This is a genomic window from Vibrio sp. 10N.286.51.E5 (assembly GCF_041469125.1).
GTDB lineage: Bacteria > Pseudomonadota > Gammaproteobacteria > Enterobacterales > Vibrionaceae > Vibrio > Vibrio crassostreae_C.
Window position 1 is genome coordinate 102,705 of sequence record NZ_JBFRJZ010000009.1, and the last position, 16,607, is coordinate 119,311.

Annotated in this window: 16 protein-coding genes and 1 other annotated feature; of the genes, 5 read left to right on the forward strand and 11 right to left on the reverse strand. The window is 44.3% G+C overall.

The window, feature by feature from the left end; all coding sequences use genetic code 11:
• Positions 1-33 precede the first annotated feature (33 nt).
• The 3 genes from AB4161_RS02640 to AB4161_RS02650 all read right to left on the reverse strand — a co-directional run bounded on the left by AB4161_RS02640 (position 34) and on the right by AB4161_RS02650 (position 2,155).
• On the reverse strand, positions 34-600 hold the full coding sequence (locus AB4161_RS02640) for a septation protein A (RefSeq protein WP_372082722.1): 567 nt from the start codon (positions 598-600) through the stop codon (positions 34-36).
• Between the two features lie 133 nt (positions 601-733).
• Positions 734-982 (reverse strand): hypothetical protein, encoded by a 249-nt coding sequence (locus tag AB4161_RS02645; RefSeq protein ID WP_017069991.1) that lies wholly within the window; start codon positions 980-982, stop codon positions 734-736.
• 285 nt (positions 983-1,267) lie between these two features.
• Positions 1,268-2,155 carry a LysR substrate-binding domain-containing protein gene (locus AB4161_RS02650; protein WP_371720722.1) on the reverse strand — a complete coding sequence of 296 codons (888 nt, stop codon included), beginning with the start codon at positions 2,153-2,155 and terminating at the stop codon, positions 1,268-1,270.
• Between the two features lie 181 nt (positions 2,156-2,336).
• Between AB4161_RS02650 and hisC the strand changes: the two genes are divergently transcribed.
• From hisC to AB4161_RS02675, 5 genes are all read left to right on the forward strand, one after another.
• Complete coding sequence (gene hisC, locus AB4161_RS02655) at positions 2,337-3,479, forward strand: histidinol-phosphate transaminase (protein ID WP_372082723.1); 1,143 nt, start codon at positions 2,337-2,339, stop codon at positions 3,477-3,479.
• Positions 3,480-3,489: 10 nt separating this feature from the next.
• Positions 3,490-4,263, forward strand: coding sequence for an ABC transporter substrate-binding protein (locus AB4161_RS02660; RefSeq protein ID WP_017085617.1), 774 nt, complete (start codon positions 3,490-3,492; stop codon positions 4,261-4,263).
• A 580-nt stretch (positions 4,264-4,843) separates the two neighbouring features.
• Entirely contained in the window at positions 4,844-5,803 is a 960-nt protein-coding gene (locus AB4161_RS02665) for a TRAP transporter substrate-binding protein (RefSeq protein ID WP_017063537.1), read from the forward strand.
• A 67-nt stretch (positions 5,804-5,870) separates the two neighbouring features.
• Positions 5,871-6,350 carry a TRAP transporter small permease gene (locus AB4161_RS02670; RefSeq protein ID WP_017094468.1) on the forward strand — a complete coding sequence of 160 codons (480 nt, stop codon included), beginning with the start codon at positions 5,871-5,873 and terminating at the stop codon, positions 6,348-6,350.
• 21 nt (positions 6,351-6,371) lie between these two features.
• The gene (locus AB4161_RS02675) at positions 6,372-7,679 is read left to right on the forward strand and encodes a TRAP transporter large permease (RefSeq protein WP_010438025.1); all 1,308 of its coding nucleotides are present in this window, start codon (positions 6,372-6,374) and stop codon (positions 7,677-7,679) included.
• Positions 7,680-7,781: 102 nt separating this feature from the next.
• Here the strand turns inward: AB4161_RS02675 and AB4161_RS02680 are convergent, their stop codons facing one another.
• The 8 genes from AB4161_RS02680 to AB4161_RS02715 form a co-directional block, all read right to left on the reverse strand.
• Complete coding sequence (locus AB4161_RS02680; protein WP_321163247.1) at positions 7,782-9,101, reverse strand: dicarboxylate/amino acid:cation symporter; 1,320 nt, start codon at positions 9,099-9,101, stop codon at positions 7,782-7,784.
• A 311-nt stretch (positions 9,102-9,412) separates the two neighbouring features.
• On the reverse strand, positions 9,413-10,219 hold the full coding sequence (trpA, locus tag AB4161_RS02685) for a tryptophan synthase subunit alpha (RefSeq protein ID WP_372073297.1): 807 nt from the start codon (positions 10,217-10,219) through the stop codon (positions 9,413-9,415).
• On the reverse strand, positions 10,219-11,409 hold the full coding sequence (gene trpB, locus AB4161_RS02690; RefSeq protein ID WP_009848758.1) for a tryptophan synthase subunit beta: 1,191 nt from the start codon (positions 11,407-11,409) through the stop codon (positions 10,219-10,221). Before trpB ends, trpA begins: the two co-directional genes overlap by 1 nt.
• Before the next feature lie 131 nt (positions 11,410-11,540).
• Complete coding sequence (gene trpCF / locus AB4161_RS02695; RefSeq protein ID WP_017061499.1) at positions 11,541-12,980, reverse strand: bifunctional indole-3-glycerol-phosphate synthase TrpC/phosphoribosylanthranilate isomerase TrpF; 1,440 nt, start codon at positions 12,978-12,980, stop codon at positions 11,541-11,543.
• 25 nt (positions 12,981-13,005) lie between these two features.
• Positions 13,006-14,001 (reverse strand): anthranilate phosphoribosyltransferase, encoded by a 996-nt coding sequence (gene trpD, locus AB4161_RS02700; RefSeq protein ID WP_372082725.1) that lies wholly within the window; start codon positions 13,999-14,001, stop codon positions 13,006-13,008.
• A 9-nt stretch (positions 14,002-14,010) separates the two neighbouring features.
• Positions 14,011-14,601: an aminodeoxychorismate/anthranilate synthase component II gene (locus AB4161_RS02705; RefSeq protein WP_010438041.1), complete on the reverse strand. Its 591-nt coding sequence runs from the start codon at positions 14,599-14,601 to the stop codon at positions 14,011-14,013.
• Between the two features lie 2 nt (positions 14,602-14,603).
• Positions 14,604-16,193, reverse strand: coding sequence for an anthranilate synthase component 1 (locus AB4161_RS02710; RefSeq protein WP_017063545.1), 1,590 nt, complete (start codon positions 16,191-16,193; stop codon positions 14,604-14,606).
• A 125-nt stretch (positions 16,194-16,318) separates the two neighbouring features.
• Positions 16,319-16,433, reverse strand: a sequence feature (Trp leader region).
• Entirely contained in the window at positions 16,380-16,505 is a 126-nt protein-coding gene (locus tag AB4161_RS02715; protein ID WP_009848753.1) for a trp operon leader peptide, read from the reverse strand. Its footprint overlaps the feature before it by 54 nt.
• Positions 16,506-16,607: the final 102 nt, after the last annotated feature.

A 16,607-nucleotide genomic window follows, 5' to 3' on the forward strand; every position in this document is an offset into this window, starting at 1 on the left:
ATCAAATAGGGTATGAGGACTCATCCCTAAGGGCTATTCCTCGTCGGTATTTTTATCCGTTAACTCTTTCTGCTGGTCTTTTGGTAGATGCTTATAGATATAAACACCAGTGAGCAAGGTGAAGAGCAAGGTCGCGATGAGTAGACCAAACACTTTGAAGTTGACCCAAACATCCAACGGTAGGCTGAAAGCAACGTAAACGTTGAGAACGGCACATAGGGTAAAGAACAGCGTCCATGCCCAGTTGATCTTGCCCCATACCGAATCAGGCAGTGTGATCTCTTTGCCTAACATACCTTTAATCGCTGATTTGCCTATGATGTGACTGACCGTCAGGCCAATCGCAAACAGTGCGTAAACGATGGTGACTTTCCATTTAATGAAGTTGTCGTCGTGCAAGAAGATGGTCATGCCACCAAATACGGCAACCATTAGAAAGGTGATGACCTGCATTTTTTCGACTTTCTTGTAGATGAAATAAGTCAAAATAATTTGAACTGCAGAGGCAACGATCAAAGCGCCGGTCGCGGTATAGATGTCGTACATCTTATAAAGCGCAAAGAAAATAATGAGAGGAATGAAATCAAGAATTTGTTTCATGAGACACTGACTATCCAGTTAGTTGAGTTGCTGACAGTCTAACGAAAACTGTCTCGATGCTAAATAGCTCGAGACAATTGGGTGCCAATTAATTCAATCTAACCACTCATCGTGTTTAAAGACTTTAAGCAGGTTATCGCATTGACGAGGTTTGATAGCGAGGTATTAGCTTCTTGATGTCTTCAAGATAACCTTCGCTTTTCAAGCTGTCTAATGTGTTTTCGAGTTCTTGTTCGCTCATGGCAAAACACGTCGATTTACCGGTCGTTAAGTCGAGATACTCGTGATATTCACGTTCTGTGAAGTGGCCAATTCTGTCCATTAATAGGGTTTTAATTCCATGGTGAATCAAGCCGTAATACGTATGTCTTTGTAAGGTCATAGCCTATCCTCCGTGACAAGCTGCAGTTAAATTGTTGCAACCTGCTGTATATTGGTTGGGTTATCTATGACAAAGCAATTCGAATGCCATTTTCTCCAACGGAACAGAACAAATTCCCGACTAAATAGAATTGAACTTCTTTTCAAATAGTTAAAGGAAGGCTCGTTATATTCTCTGACAATCAATACGCAACAGACATCAAATAGTTTCATTTTGAGAACGGTAAAATTCTCATTATGACGCTCTACTGCCGCTTATAGTGGAGCCTACCAACGATGATTACCGCTAATCGACAAGCCAATCAACCAGCGTAGATAAGGATGTATTTTGTCGATTCTTGGGTTGCAGTAAGAAGTAACCATTTCCAGAGAAGACACTGCCTTCACTCACTTTCACCAATCTACCCAAATCAATATCTTGCTTGGCCAGCGTGATGTCGCCTATGGCAATACCAAACCCTTGAATGGCGGCGTTCATCGCTTGATCGAGTGTCGCGAATTGTTGGTTGTTCTTGCTTGAAAGGTCGTGGCTGCCTATGTGCTCTAACCAAAGTCGCCAATCACTTTGCTCATTGTTGGCGTGTAGCCAAGTGTATTGGGCAAGCTTGTGTGGCTTGATGATGGTCGACGCGTTGTTGATAAGATGGCTCTGCGTAATGCTTTGTGCTTGGCAAACGGGCGCTAGCTGCTCGTTAAACAATAATTGGCTGACAATCGATTGTTGGTTTGGTTTCTTACCATAGGTAATTACGGCGTCAAACGGGTCAAAGCTTGGTTCGAAGACGTGCTTGATGGTCGATGTGAGTTCGACATCAATTTCAGGATAGGCTTGCTGAAAAGACATCAGCTTAGGCAACAACCAAGAGGTAATACAGCTCGGTGCGTTGAGTTTGATCTTAGAGGGAGAGCTAGCCACTTGATTGAGAGCCGATTGCAGCTGATGAATCGTTCCTTGTATCAGGGGAACCAGTTCTTCTCCTTTCGGGGTTAAAGACAGCCCGCGAGCATGGCGATAGAAGAGATCACAGCCAAGGTTTTCTTCAAACGACAATACCTGACGACTCACTGCACCCTGCGTAACATTGAGCTCATGTGCCGCGCGCGTAAAGTTGAGATGCCTTGCAGTAGACAAAAACGCGAGCAAGGTTTTGGTTGAAGGAAGTGTGCGATTCATATCTTTACCTATGATTTTATATCATGGCTATTATGTGATTATTTCGATTCATTTATCAATAGTGTTCTGTTTGAATGTAAATACTTAGTCATCATATGTGATTCAATATGTGTATAAGTCACATTTTTTGAATATGAAGGCAATGATGAAGACATTGCGATTTTGTGAAAGGGATAGCTTCTTGACATCTTTTATTGATAGCTTAGTGCCTCAGGCTGTAAAAAAATTAATACCTTATCAATCGGCAAGAAGAATTGGTGGTGATGGACGTGTCTGGCTAAACGCCAATGAATTGGAAAGCTCGCTGTTTCAAGGAGAAGCAAGTCACAACCGATACCCAGACTTCTTACCGCAAGATATTGCTAAGGCTTATCAAGCGTATTGCGGAACTGATGCTGCAACGGTTGCCGTTCGTGGTGCAGATGAAGCGATTGATTTGCTGATCAGAACATTCTGTAAACCGGCGTGCGACAACATACTTATCTGCTCTCCAACGTATGCGATGTATGAGTTTTGCGCTGATGCATTGGCGATTAATACCTTGGACTCTCCATTGCAGGAAGACTTTAGCCTGAACGTCGCTGATATTGTGAATAAGGCAAAACTGGCGAATATCGTGTTTCTTTGCTCACCAAACAATCCAACGGGCAATGTGATTCCTAAATCGGATTTGATTCAGGTACTGGAAGGCACGACTGGAAAATCTCTAGTGGTCGTCGATGAAGCGTATATCGAATTTGAACCACAAACGTCAGCCGTTAGCCTTATTGAGCGTTATCCGCACTTGGTTGTGATTCGCACTTTGTCTAAGGCATTTGGACTGGCTGCAGTTCGTTGTGGTTTTATCTTAGCGAGTCAAAATGTGATGCAGTATGTCGCGAAGCTGATTCCACCTTATCCGATGCCAGATTGCTCATCTCAAATTGTATTAGACGCGTTGTCTGATGAACGAGTCTCAGTGATGCAAGATGCGACGCAGAATCTGGTTGAGCTGCGTAACTGGTTTGCTTGTGAGTTAACGCAGTTTGATTTCATCGAGTCTGTTTACCCTTCATCGACAAACTTCATTTTGCTGCGTCAAAAAGCTGGGCATCAAGTGTTCAGTGTCTTGGCGAAGGACGGCATTGTGACAAGGAACCAAAACCATGAACCGGCTTTGCGTAACTGTGTTCGAATCAGTATTGGTAGCCAAGAGAGCATGCTAGAAGTGATAACGTCACTAACACGTTACCAAACCGAATTAGAACAGAGTCAACAAGGCAAACACATTCAACAAGCTCAACATAAAGAAATTCAATCTCAACTCGATAAAGATCATATCTAGGATGGCAATGATGAAAAAGATAATACTAGGACTCGCTTGTGCGGCCGCTTTACTTGGTACAACGGTACAGGCGAAAGAAATCCGTTTGGCGTCGGACTTTACGTATCCGCCATTCAACTACAAAAACAGCGACGGTGTGCCTGTCGGGTTTGATATTGAGATAGCTGATGCCTTGTGTGAGCAAGCCAAACTCGATTGTACTTGGGTTTCACAAAGCTGGGACTCGCTAATTCCAAGCTTATTGGCAAGAAAGTCGGATGTGATTATGGCGTCGATGCGTATCACCGAAGAGCGTAAGCGTAAGATCTTGTTTACTGATAAGTACTACCAAACACCAGCCGTATTTGTTGCTGCTAAAAGCGCAGAATTCAGCGTTGATGAGGCAGGCTTAGCGGGCAAAACTATAGGTGTTCAACAAGGTACGATTCACGATCGCTACGTAACCGACAAGTTTGGCGATGTGGCAAACATTAAGCGTTATACCGGCCAAGATGAAGTTTATCTGGATCTGCAAAACGGCCGTCTAGATCTAACCTTCGGCAACTCAGATCAACTTTCATTGGCTTTCTTAGATAAGAAAGAAGGCGAGGGCTTTGAGTTCAAAGGTAAAGCAGTAACCGATAAAGCCTACATTGGCGAAGGTACGGCGTTAGCACTAAGAAAGCAGGATTCAAAATTGGCGAAACAATTCAATGCTGCGATTGAAGAGATCAGAGCAAACGGTACTTACGACAAGATCGCCGCTAAGTACTTCACGTTTGATATCTATGGCGCTGATTTGTAACTCGTCTAACGCCTAAAAATTAGAACACCAAAAACAAAAATCCTAGGGCTGTAAGGCTCTCGGATTTTTGTTACAAATAATTCATCCTCTCAAGCTTCTCTCTATTGCCTTTATCTATTCTTGTTACCTAAATCCAACCGAAAACCTTGCCTTCATCACCTCACAAAGCACTGTTCACGACTCGCGTTTTCGAGCGAGGAGACCTTCTTTGTCCGTGCTTAATTACTGATTTTAAGATCTTAAAATAACACAAATTTGCGCGTGATTTTTGCTAATAGACTGTTCTAAAAGCAGTTGAAAGCGCTCGGAATTCCCCAAAAATCCGAAGTTAGACTGCTTAATGGTCTAATTGGTGCCAAATATGATTGGTATCACAATCAATTCAGCTCTCTGGCAAATAGATGAACCTTAGCTCACAAAATATACACATATTATTGTAATACAAAATATATGAAGGTAAGAATATTGTAATGAAACGTTACTGCTATGAGCGATGTGCAATTGAACGTTAGATTTCAAACTTAGCTATAGCGTTGCATATAAAACTGTACCTCTTACAAAATGGATTCTGGAGAAGAACATGAAAAAACACCTACTGACGATTGCAGCGGCTTCAATTCTGATGGCATTTGGCGCTCAAGCAAAAACTTTGACGTTAGGGCATGCAATGTCATTAGAAAGCGCAGCTCACCAAGGCATGGTGATCATGGCTGATAAAGTGAAAGAAAAATCGAATGGTGAACTTACGATTAAGATCTTTCCAAACGGTCAATTAGGCTCTGAACGTGACCAAGCGGAGCAAGTTGTTACTGGCGCGATTGATATGGCCAAAATCAATGGTGGGTTAGCCGAATCTTTTGAACCAACGTTTAAGGTTAATGCACTGCCTTTCTTATTCCGTGACGTTCCACATATGAGAACCTTCATGCGAAGTGAAGCTGCACAAGAGATGTTGCTTTCAAGTGAAGGTAAAGGCTTCATCGGTCTTACATTCTATGACTCAGGCACACGTAGCTTCTACGCTAAAAAAGCCATTAACTCACCGGCTGATCTCGCTGGTATGAAAGTTCGAGTTCCGGGTTCTCCAACCATGATGGAAATGGTTAACCTATTAGGTGGTAAAGCAACGCCTGTACCTTTCAATGAGGTATACACGGCGCTGCAACAAGGCGTAATTGACGGTGCTGAAAATAATATTTCTAGCTTAGTTGAAATGAAACACAGCGAAGTTGCCAAATTTTACTCTATGGACCAGCACATGATGACACCTGACGTGATCATCATTTCAGAATACAAATGGGGTTCATTAACGGCAGAAGAGCAAAAGATCTTAAAAGAAGCTGCTGCTGAGTCTCTTGAAGAGCAGATCAAAATCTGGGATGCAACAGATGACATGAACAAAGAGAAAGGAATGAAAGAAGGTGTCACGTTTGTTGAAGTTGATAAAGCCCCTTTCCGTGCAGCTGTTAAACCTATGATTGATGAGGCGAAAAAAGATCCAAAACTAGCTCCATTCATTGAAAAAATTGAAGCTCTTTAATCAGTCTTAGTGAAAATATAATTTTGCCTTGGCTTTGCTAAGGCAAAATTTTTTGAGGTATCACACCATGTTAGCAACTTTCAGAAACCTACTTGATAGGTTGATTCTTTTTGTCTCTTCTTTTGCATTAATGTTACTTGTCGTTACTGTCACTTGGCAGGTCTTTAGTCGCTATGTTTTGAATGATCCAAGTAACTGGACTGATGAACTTGCTCGTTATGCGATGGTATGGCTTGGCTTATTAGGAGCAAGCTACTTATTCGGTATCAAAGGACACTTAGCAATAACGTTATTGGATGGTTATCTTAAGGGTAAAGCACATATCGCATTACATGTGCTCATCAATTTCATTTCTGGCGCATTTGTATTTCTAGCAATGCTTCAAGGTGGCATCGCCTTAATGGGAAGAACCACACAACAACTCTCTCCAGCACTGCAATTACCGATGTCGACGGTGTATTCAATCTTGCCGATTTCAGCCGTTATTATCCTCATCTATTTGGTCATGAATACGTTTGATCTTTTTTGTGAACCCAACAAAAAGTAAGTTTTAAAAGGACTCTATATTATGGATTTGTCCATTGGTGTTTGGCTGCTAGGCCTATTCTTATTCATGATCGCGATAAGCATGCCGATTGCGATTGCAATTGCCATGTCATCTTTAACCATCATGTATTTCATCTTACCGTTTGAAGTCGCGAGTATTACTGCGGGTCAAAAAATCATTACCGGTATCGATAGTTTCAGTTTATTAGCCATCCCTTTCTTTATCCTCGCTGGGAATATAATGAATGTGGGTGGCATCGCGAGTCGACTCATCAACCTTGCAAAGCTCTTGGTTGGTTGGATCCCGGGCTCACTTTTTCACGTGAACATCTTCGCCAATATGATGTTTGGCGCCGTTTCAGGATCAGCCGTTGCAGCAGCAGCTGCGGTTGGTAAAACCTTAGGCCCAGAATTAGAAAAAGATGGTTATGATAAAAACTTAGCAACAGCAGTAAACGTTGCATCTTGCCCGGCAGGCTTATTAATACCGCCGAGTAATTCACTGATCGTATTTTCAGTGGTATCGGGTGGAACATCCGTTGCGGCGTTGTTTATCGCAGGGTATGTCCCAGGTATTCTAATGGGCTTAAGTTGTATGGTCGTCGCCTATTTCATCGCTAAAAAGAAGGGCTACAAAACAAGTGCGAATGACGGCTTCACAACGAAAGATGTGCTGAATATTGTTTGGCAAGCAACACCAAGCTTAGGGCTTATTGTTGTTGTTATTGGCGGTATTATTGGTGGTATATTCACTGCAACAGAAGGGGCATGTATAGCGGTTCTATACTCTTTTATACTGTCACTCTGTTACCGAACCCTCAAATGGGCACACTTTCCGATAATTTGTAGAGAAACGGTTCAGGTTACTGGCATTATGCTGTTCTTGATTGGTGCTTCTACCATTATGTCATGGGCAATGGCGTTTACCGGTCTACCAACCATGATCAGTGATTGGATGCTCTCTATTTCAGACAATCCAATTATCATCTTTATTCTGATGAACCTGATTCTACTGATTGTGGGTATGTTTATGGACCTTACGCCAGCCGTATTGATCTTTACCCCTATCTTTATGCCGATTGCTGAGCATTTAGGCATGCATCCAATTCACTTCGCGATGATGATTATCTTCAACTTATGTATTGGCATTGCAACGCCACCCGTTGGTACGGCGCTATTTGTGGGTTGTAGTGTCAGTGGCTCTAAGATTGAAAACGTTATAAGAAGTATCATGCCGTTTTGTGCCGTATTGATCGTCACACTGTTGGCCATTACTTTTATTCCTGAAATTAGTTTGGCTCTGCCTCGTGCGTTTGGACTCATCAATTAGCCTGACAAGGGTAAGATTTACCGAATCAATATCGATCATTACCTAATAAAAAAACCGCCTCATGAAGGCGGTTTTATTTATCAATCAAACTGAAGCTTAATATTACGCTTGCTGTTTTTGTAGCTCAGCTTCTTTCGCTTCGTCTTCGATTAGAGAATCAACGATGACTGCACATGCTGCATCACCAGTGATGTTTAGAGCAGTACGGATCATGTCGAAGATACGGTCTAGAGCGAACAACAGAGGTAGACCTTCAATAGGGATACCAGCTGCTAGAAGAACCGCAACCACTAGGAAAGAAGGACCTGGAACACCTGCTTGACCAACTGCGCCTAGAGTCGACGTTACGATGATAGCAACGTAAGCACCCATAGAAAGGTCGATGTTGAACAGCTGTGCGAAGAAGATAGCAACTAGGCCGTAGTAAATTGCGTTACCAGACATGTTGATCGTCGCACCAAGAGGCAGAACGAATGAAGCCGTAGAGTTACGAACGCCAAGTTCTTTCTCTACCGTTTCCATTGTTACTGGCAGTGTCGCCATTGAAGATGCTGTTGATAGTGCAACCGCTTGAGGCTTCTTCATCGCCACTAGGAACTTCTTCGCAGAAGTCTTAGTGAAGATTTGAATCATTAGCGGGTAAGCAACAAAGCCGAAGATCAGAATCGCAGCGATGTAGACAACGAACAGTTTGAACACAACCATAAGTGCGCCAAAGCCGAATGTACCCACAGCTTCTGCCATTAGGCCGAATACGCCAAGTGGTGCAATGATCATAACCTTGTTGATCATCCAAACCATAGCGTCAACAATCGCGTTTACGCCATTGATGATAGGGTCACGTTTCTCTTTCGCTTGTTTAGAAATCGCAATACCGAAGAATAAGCAGAAAACTAGAATTTGCAGAATGTTTGCTTCATTCAGTGATTGGAAAACGTTGGTCGGGATCATGCCTGTGATGGTTGCCCAGAACGTTGGAAGTTCACCTTTCGCAGCGTATTCAGAAGAGAACATGCCTTCAACGCCAGAAACATCGATACCACGACCTGGTTCGAATATTTCACCCATTACTAGCGCTAGTGCTACAGCAAGTGCAGACGTTAGTGCAAAGTAACCTAGAGTGGTCACGCCCACTTTACCTGCTGATGAGCTGTTGCCTAGACCAGCAGCACCTGAAATTAGGGCAACCGCGACTAGAGGGATAACCAGCATCTTGATCAAATTGATGAAGATAGCACCCAGTGGAGCGAACATAGTTGCGCTGTCACCCATCATCGCACCGACTAGGGTACCGATGATCATTGCAATAACGACTTGAACGCCGATGTTGCTTAGTAAACTCTTTTCTTTTAACACTTCCATAACCTCTGTGCTACTAAATATAAAAATCCCAGAACTACTCACCAATGTACGATGTACCATTGGATTAATATTTCGCGAGAAGTTTTACACGTATCTTTTACATTTATCAATATGAGCAGAGATGAAAGAACACCAAAAAGCAGTAATCAAATGTCATTTGATGATTTTTCACACTAAAGCAAACGTTTGCTTTTTTGATTTGTCATTATTTTTATAAATGGTGGTGATGTTTTGGTGGGGTATTATAGGTGTGCTACAGGTTTGTATGAGGTGTTGTTTTTATCAGAAATTTAACAATTGAGAGGGTTTGGGCGTGTTCTCGGAGAAAAACTCCCACAGCGCTAATTATCGCACTAGTGGGAGCCTATTTATTATTTTTGCGTTGCCGCTTTCATTGGCGTAACAAACTCAGCAAGTGCTTTAAGCATTGCTTCTGGTTGTTCAACGTTGTTTTCAATGATTTTCACAACCGCAGAGCCAGAGATAGCACCAGCAGCGCCAGCTTCGATGGCTTCTTTTACTTGCTCAGGAGCAGAGATACCGAAACCAAGCAGTGCTGGTGGCGCATCAAACTTGTTCAAACGGTCAAGTAGGGCTGTCACAGGCATGTTTGCTTTGGTTTCTGCACCCGTTACGCCAGCACGAGAAAGTAGGTAAGTGTAACCACCACCTAGCTCAGAAACCGATTGAAGCGTCTCATCACTTGCTGTTGGTGGAGCAATAAAGATTGGGTGAACGCCAAACTTCTTAGCTGCAGCAACAAACTCGCCACTCTCGTTGGTTGGTACATCAGCAATCAATACTGAATCGATACCTGCATTAGCACAACGCTCGTAGAAGTTCTCGATACCACGTGCGTACACCAAGTTTGCGTACATCAGTAGGCCGATTGGTAGCTCTGGGTATTTAGCACGAATTTGACCAATAAGATCAAAACACACATCTGGCGTGACTTTAGAATCTAACGCACGAATGTTTGCACCTTGGATTGTCGGGCCATCTGCAAGCGGATCTGAGAATGGAATACCAAGTTCAAGTGCATCAGCACCCGCTTCAACGAGTGTTTCCATGATCTTAAGAGACTGCTGAGGGTTAGGATCGCCAACCGTTACGAATGGTACAAATGCGCCCTGATTCTTTTCAGCTAAGCGAGTGAAGAGTGATTGATAGCGATCCATTATAATGCTCCTTTCTCTTTAAGAATGTCGTGTACAGAGAAGATGTCTTTATCACCACGACCAGATAGATTAACCACTAATAGCTGTTCTTTCTCTGGGTCATCGTGAGCCATTTTAACAGCATGAGCCAAAGCATGAGATGACTCTAGCGCTGCGATAATACCTTCTTTACGTGCAATCAATTGGAACGCTTCTAGCGCTTCGTCGTCGGTCACGTTGTCGTATTCAGCTCGGCCAATAGCATTTAGGTGCGCGTGTTGAGGACCAACTGATGGGAAGTCTAGACCCGCAGATACAGAGTAAGACTCTTCTACTTGACCATTCTCATCTTGCATCAGTGGTGCTTTCATACCGAAGAAGATACCAGTTTTACCGTGTTTAAGCGGCGCGCCGTGTTGGTCGGTATCAATACCTTTACCAGCAGGCTCTACACCGATTAGGCGTACAGACTCTTCTTCAATGAAATCCGCGAACATACCGATAGCGTTTGAACCACCGCCGACACACGCGATAACTGCATCAGGAAGGCGACCTTCACGAGCTAGAATTTGGTTCTTCGTTTCTTCACCAATCATGCGTTGGAAATCACGAACAATCGTTGGGAATGGGTGAGGGCCCGCTGCAGTACCCAATAGGTAGTGCGCGTCTTCATAAGTTGCCGACCAGTCACGTAGCGCTTCGTTACATGCATCTTTTAGCGTTGAAGAGCCAGAATGAACAGGGATAACCTCTGCGCCCATTAGCTTCATACGGAACACGTTCGGGCTTTGACGTTCAACGTCTTTTGCACCCATGTATACACGACACTTAAGACCTAGTAGAGCACACGCTAGAGCCGTTGCCACACCGTGTTGGCCTGCCCCAGTTTCAGCGATGATTTCCTGCTTACCCATACGTTTTGCTAGCAATGCTTGACCAAGTACTTGGTTTGTCTTGTGGGCGCCACCGTGAAGTAGATCTTCACGCTTAAGGTACAGTTTGGTTTTTGTGCCTTTAGTTAGGTTACGAGTCAACGTTAGTGCCGTTGGACGACCAGCGTACTCTTGAAGAAGCGTCATGAATTCGCTGCGGAACTCAGGATCGGCTTGTGCATCGATAAATGCTTGTTCAAGTTGGTCTAGTGCTGGCACTAGGATCTGCGGTACGTATTGACCACCGTATTCACCAAAGTAGGCATCGAGTTTAGCCATTGTGTTATTCCTTCAATTCTACTGATGTGTATTCACACCAAGTCATTTAATCTTGTTTGAGCTTCGCAAAAGGCAAAGCTCACAAATATGTTTTTAGTTTCTGCTTTCTAATTTCTAGCGCCGAGTTTGGACTAGTAATTGCGAATCGCTGCAAAAGCACGTTGCAGTTTGTCTGCGTCTTTTTTTCCTGGAGCGGATTCAACGCCAGAGTTTAGGTCTAATCCTAAGCAACCCAACTTAGCGGCTTGGTTAGCATTTTCTGGGTTTAGGCCACCCGCCAACATGATTGCGCTTTGGTTGTTGATTAGGTTCCAATCGAACACTTGGCCTGTGCCACCAGTTTGAGAACCCACTTTAGTATCTAGCAGGTGACGAGTCACGTTGCTTTCCAGTAATTCTGGTAGCGAGCTCTCAGCATCGGGAGCAACACCGTAAGCTTTCCAAATCTCAACGCTTTCAGGTAGTGACTGTTTTAGCTCATCGACAAACGCTTGAGACTCATCACCGTGCAATTGCACAGCGAACAGGCCTAGCTCAGAAACCGTTTTCGCAACGTCAGTAACGCTGTGGTTTTGGAACACACCCACGTAGTTCAAAGGTGCGCCGCTCATAGTCAAACGAGCCGCTTCGATATCCACATGACGCTTAGATGCTTCAACGAATATCAGACCACCGAATACCGCACCAGCTTGATAAGCCTTTGCTGCATCGTCAGAGTGAGTTAAACCACACACCTTGTTTTCACCCAGTGTTACTTTGCGTACCGCAAGCTCGAGGTTCTTCTCTGCCATTAGAGAGCTACCGATTAGGAAGCCATCTGCAAACGTTGAAAGGTCACGAACTTGTTGATGTGTGTAGATGCCAGACTCTGAAATCACAACTGCGTTTGGAGCCAGTTCGCGAATCAGCGGCGCCAACTCTTTAGTACGGTTCAAATCAGTCGAAAGGTCACGAAGATTACGGTTGTTAATGCCGATCACCTTAGCGTTTAGAGCGACTGCACGGTGAAGCTCTTCTTCGTTGCTGACTTCGGTCAATACACCCATGTTGAGTGAGTGAGCGACTTCCGCCAGCGCTTTGTACTCTTCGTCATCTAATACCGATAGCATTAGCAAGATAGCATCAGCTGAGTAATGACGAGCTAGATACACTTGGTAGGTATCAACCATGAAGTCTTTACACAGGATAGGCTGCTTAGCAATGCTGCGAACTTTAGGTAAAAACTCAAAGTCACCTTGGAAGTACTTCTCGTCTGTCAGCACAGAAATCGCGTTTGCGTGGTTGTTGTAAACAGAAGCAATGTAGTCGAGGTCAAACTCGTCACGGATTAAACCTTTTGACGGAGAAGCCTTTTTACATTCAGTGATGAAAACCGTTTGTTCTCCGCTCAGAGCGTCATAAAAGCTGCGGTCTGTTGCAGTTAGTGACGCTTTAAACTCGTCTAATGGTTGAGTCTGCTTACGCGCTTCAACCCATTGGTATTTATCACGAACGATTTTTGCTAATACTTCCGCCATTTCAGCTTCTTTGACTGAAACGTGGGTCGACAGTTTATCGGTAGTCTGTGTCATGTTCTTTGTCTCAATTCGTCGTTCGTTAGGCGTGTGCAGCAAGCTTATGTACAAGCTCGTACGCTTTGCCAGAGTTCATCGCGTCAATCGCTTGCTGAGCGTTGGCTTTTAGGTCTTCGTGACCAAATAGACGCATCAGCAGAGCTACGTTGACTGCCACTGCGCCAACTTGAGCATCAGTGCCTTTACCCGTCAGGATATCAGTTGTGATGGCTTTGTTCTCTTCTGGCTCGCCGCCCTTAATCGCTTCAAGAGGGTGAGTGTTCAAACCAAAGTCAGCCGGAGTCACTGTGTACTCGTGAATCTTGCCATCTTTAATCTCAGCAACGATAGTCTCGCCGTGAATCGCTACTTCATCTAGGCCGCTACCGTGAACAACCGCCGCGCGCTTCATGCCCATTTGCAGCATGGTTTCCGCGATAGGGCGTACAAGCTCTTTGCTGTAAACACCCATTAGCTCGATGTTAGGGCGAGCTGGGTTAATCAGTGGGCCAAGGATATTGAAGATAGTGCGCGTTTTCATGGTTTGACGAACAGGCATCGCGTGACGTACACCAACGTGATACTGCGGAGCAAATAGGAACGCTACGCCAAGTTCATCAACAGCCGTACGCGTGTCTTCTGTTGTCATCGCTAGGTTGATACCGAACGAATCCAATAGGTCAGAAGAACCTGATTTGCTCGATACGCTGCGGTTACCGTGCTTCGCGACTTTTAAGCCACACGCTGCGGCAACAAATGCAGAAGTCGTCGAGATATTGATGGTGTTGTGACCGTCGCCACCTGTACCTACGATGTCTGCGAAATCGTAATCAGGGCGCGGGAACGGGTTTGCATTCGCAAGTAGTGCTTTTGCTGCGCCTGCAATTTCATCGGGCGTTTCGCCTTTGATTTTCAGTGCAGTTAGCGCAGAAGCCATCAAGATTGGGTCTAGTTCACCCTTGATGATCACATCAAATAACTGTTGGCTTTCTTCTTGAGTAAGAGACTGCTGTTCGTAAAGTTTATTAATCTGTTCCATGATCGTTTCCTATATCGTCTTTTTCTCAAGAGCCCATTCGATAGCGTTTGCTAGAAGCGTTGCACCGTAGGTCGTCATAATTGATTCAGGGTGGAATTGGAATCCACACACCTTGTCTTGTTCTTGAACCACAGACATCACCAAATCATCTACTTCAGCGGTCACCGTTAGGCTATCAGATACATGCGTTGCCACTAAAGAGTGGTAGCGAGCGATAGCCAATGGCGAAGGTAGGCCTTGGTAAGTCGCATGGTTTTGGTGTTCCATCATCGACACCTTACCATGAATGATTTCGCCAGCGCCTGCAACGGTGCCGCCATAGGCTTCAACAATCGCTTGGTGGCCTAAGCAAATACCAATCATTGGCACTTTACCTTTTAGAAGCTGAATCAGCTCTGGCATACAGCCCGCATCTGCTGGAGCGCCAGGGCCTGGCGAAAGCAGTGCAACAGGGTTGTCTAGTTCGTTGATCGCCGCTTCAACTACTTTTGCAGGAATGTTGTTACGGTAAATTTTTACGCTGTGACCTAATGAACGAAATTGGTCTACAAGGTTGTAAGTGAACGAGTCGAAGTTATCGATGAATACAATATCAGCCATGATTACGACTCCTTCTTATTTGTTAGGTTCTTAGTATGAGCTGCTTGAATCGCTGAGATAACCGCTTGTGCCTTGCCGCGAGTTTCATCGGCTTCTGCTTGTGGGTCTGAATCGAATACCACACCAGCGCCAGCTTGTACTTGTGCTACGCCATCTTCAACGTAAGCAGAGCGAATTACGATACAAGTATCTAGAGTCCCTTCACCGGTTAGGTAACCGACTGCACCACCGTAGCTACCACGACGCGTTTTTTCTACGTCACGAATAAGCTGCATTGCGCGGATTTTTGGTGCGCCCGTTAGCGTGCCCATGTTCATACAAGCTTGGTAAGCGTGCAGAGCATCTAAGTCTTCACGGAGCTGACCAACAACACGAGAAACCAAGTGCATTACATGGCTGTAGCGGTCTACTTTCAGTAAGTCTGCTACGTGGCGAGTGCCAGCTTCGGCAATACGTGCCACATCGTTACGCGCTAGGTCAACTAGCATCATGTGCTCGGCGTTTTCTTTCTTGTCGGTACGCAGTTCAAGCTCGATACGGCTGTCTAGGTCGAAATCGATTTGACCGTCAGGGCGCTTACCACGACGACGAGTACCAGCAATCGGGTAGATCTCGATTTGGTTGGTTTCTGTCTCGTATTTCAGCGCGCTTTCTGGAGATGCACCGAACAGAGTAAACAGCTCGTCTTGCATGTAGAACATGTAAGGGCTTGGGTTGCTTTGTTTGAGTTCTTTATAAGCCGCCAGTGGGGCAGGGCAAGGTAGAGTGAAGCGGCGTGAAGGTACCACTTGGAATACATCGCCTTTAACTACGTACTCTTTTAAATCACGAACCGTTTGGCAGAAGTCTTCATCTGAAACGCTAGGTACAGCTTCAACGTTGTCTAACGGCGTTACTTCAGTGATGGCTTTCAGGGACTGACACTGAGTTTGAATGTCGGCTAGACGGTCAGTTAATTGCGCTTTGATGTTGTCATCTTGAGCAAATAAGCTCGCGTGAAGTAGGCCTTCGTTCTCTTGATGATCGAAACGCAATAGTGTTTCAGCTACGTAGAATACAAAGTCAGGACAATTGTTGGTTGCTTCAGCATCACCTAGTGGCTCAAAGTTTGCCACGATGTCGTAAGCGAATAAGCCCGCCATGAATAATGCGTGTTTGTTATCCGCGTCTTGCTCAAAGCTGTGCTGAACCAAACGCAGTGCATCGAATGAAGAGGCTTCTCTTAAACGTGAGTCTTCGTCTAATTCGTTGCTTGGTTCGATAAAAGTCAGCGTCAAAACGTTATCAGTAAGGTCAGATTTAATTTCTGCTTTCACGTTTTGAGTGAGATGTTCGATAAGCGCTTGACCGTTTTCAGTCAATGCTTGAAAGGTTACTTCATGTCCGCGACATACGATGCGAACAGCAGAGTCGATAAGGAGTAGGCTTGTCAGGTTCTGTTTAGATTCAATCTCGGCAGATTCCAACAAAAGACTATCAGTTTTGTTTTCACACAAAGTATGAAAAACGCTGGTTGGATCTTGCGAGTAAGGAACTGAGGAATTGATGACCTCAATGGTTCCCAGCTTTTTGATTTCAATGGCCTTGTTCACAAGACCTCCTTTATGATTCTTTAAATTTCCTGCCGTACATAGTCGCATAAAGATACCTTTCACCCAATCTAGAATATGGTCAATTCGATGATTTGTTAGTCAGTTGAATGTGAGATGTTCGACAAATTAAAAAGCCCGCTATTAAAGCGGGCTTAGTGATAACTTTTTTATAAACAAACTGTTTAATTAGAAGTACACGTTAGCCCACCAAGAACTTGTCCAAGTGCGCCACCAATTAAGCTCTGAACTTGCTTCTACTGAAGAAAGTTCTAAAACTTTATCTTTATGGTTTTGGTTAAATTCTTGTAACATGGTGAACCTATCAAATGTGATACTTCGTATTTGTGTACTAGTTAACTAGTTTTATGCTTGCGGGTCAAGTGTGTTGACACAAATATAACGATAAAAATTGAA

Bases quoted from the DNA above. Each gene is read 5' to 3' on its own strand.
- AB4161_RS02640 (WP_372082722.1), bottom strand. From the start codon at position 600: ATGAAACAAATTCTTGATTTCATTCCTCTCATTATTTTCTTTGCGCTT.
- AB4161_RS02645 (WP_017069991.1), bottom strand. From the start codon at position 982: ATGACCTTACAAAGACATACGTATTACGGCTTGATTCACCATGGAATT.
- AB4161_RS02650 (WP_371720722.1), bottom strand. From the start codon at position 2,155: ATGAATCGCACACTTCCTTCAACCAAAACCTTGCTCGCGTTTTTGTCT.
- AB4161_RS02660 (WP_017085617.1), top strand. From the start codon at position 3,490: ATGAAAAAGATAATACTAGGACTCGCTTGTGCGGCCGCTTTACTTGGT.
- AB4161_RS02665 (WP_017063537.1), top strand. From the start codon at position 4,844: ATGAAAAAACACCTACTGACGATTGCAGCGGCTTCAATTCTGATGGCA.
- AB4161_RS02670 (WP_017094468.1), top strand. From the start codon at position 5,871: ATGTTAGCAACTTTCAGAAACCTACTTGATAGGTTGATTCTTTTTGTC.
- AB4161_RS02675 (WP_010438025.1), top strand. From the start codon at position 6,372: ATGGATTTGTCCATTGGTGTTTGGCTGCTAGGCCTATTCTTATTCATG.
- AB4161_RS02680 (WP_321163247.1), bottom strand. From the start codon at position 9,101: ATGGTACATCGTACATTGGTGAGTAGTTCTGGGATTTTTATATTTAGT.
- trpA (WP_372073297.1), bottom strand. From the start codon at position 10,219: ATGGATCGCTATCAATCACTCTTCACTCGCTTAGCTGAAAAGAATCAG.
- trpB (WP_009848758.1), bottom strand. From the start codon at position 11,409: ATGGCTAAACTCGATGCCTACTTTGGTGAATACGGTGGTCAATACGTA.
- trpCF (WP_017061499.1), bottom strand. From the start codon at position 12,980: ATGACACAGACTACCGATAAACTGTCGACCCACGTTTCAGTCAAAGAA.
- trpD (WP_372082725.1), bottom strand. From the start codon at position 14,001: ATGGAACAGATTAATAAACTTTACGAACAGCAGTCTCTTACTCAAGAA.
- AB4161_RS02705 (WP_010438041.1), bottom strand. From the start codon at position 14,601: ATGGCTGATATTGTATTCATCGATAACTTCGACTCGTTCACTTACAAC.
- AB4161_RS02715 (WP_009848753.1), bottom strand. From the start codon at position 16,505: ATGTTACAAGAATTTAACCAAAACCATAAAGATAAAGTTTTAGAACTT.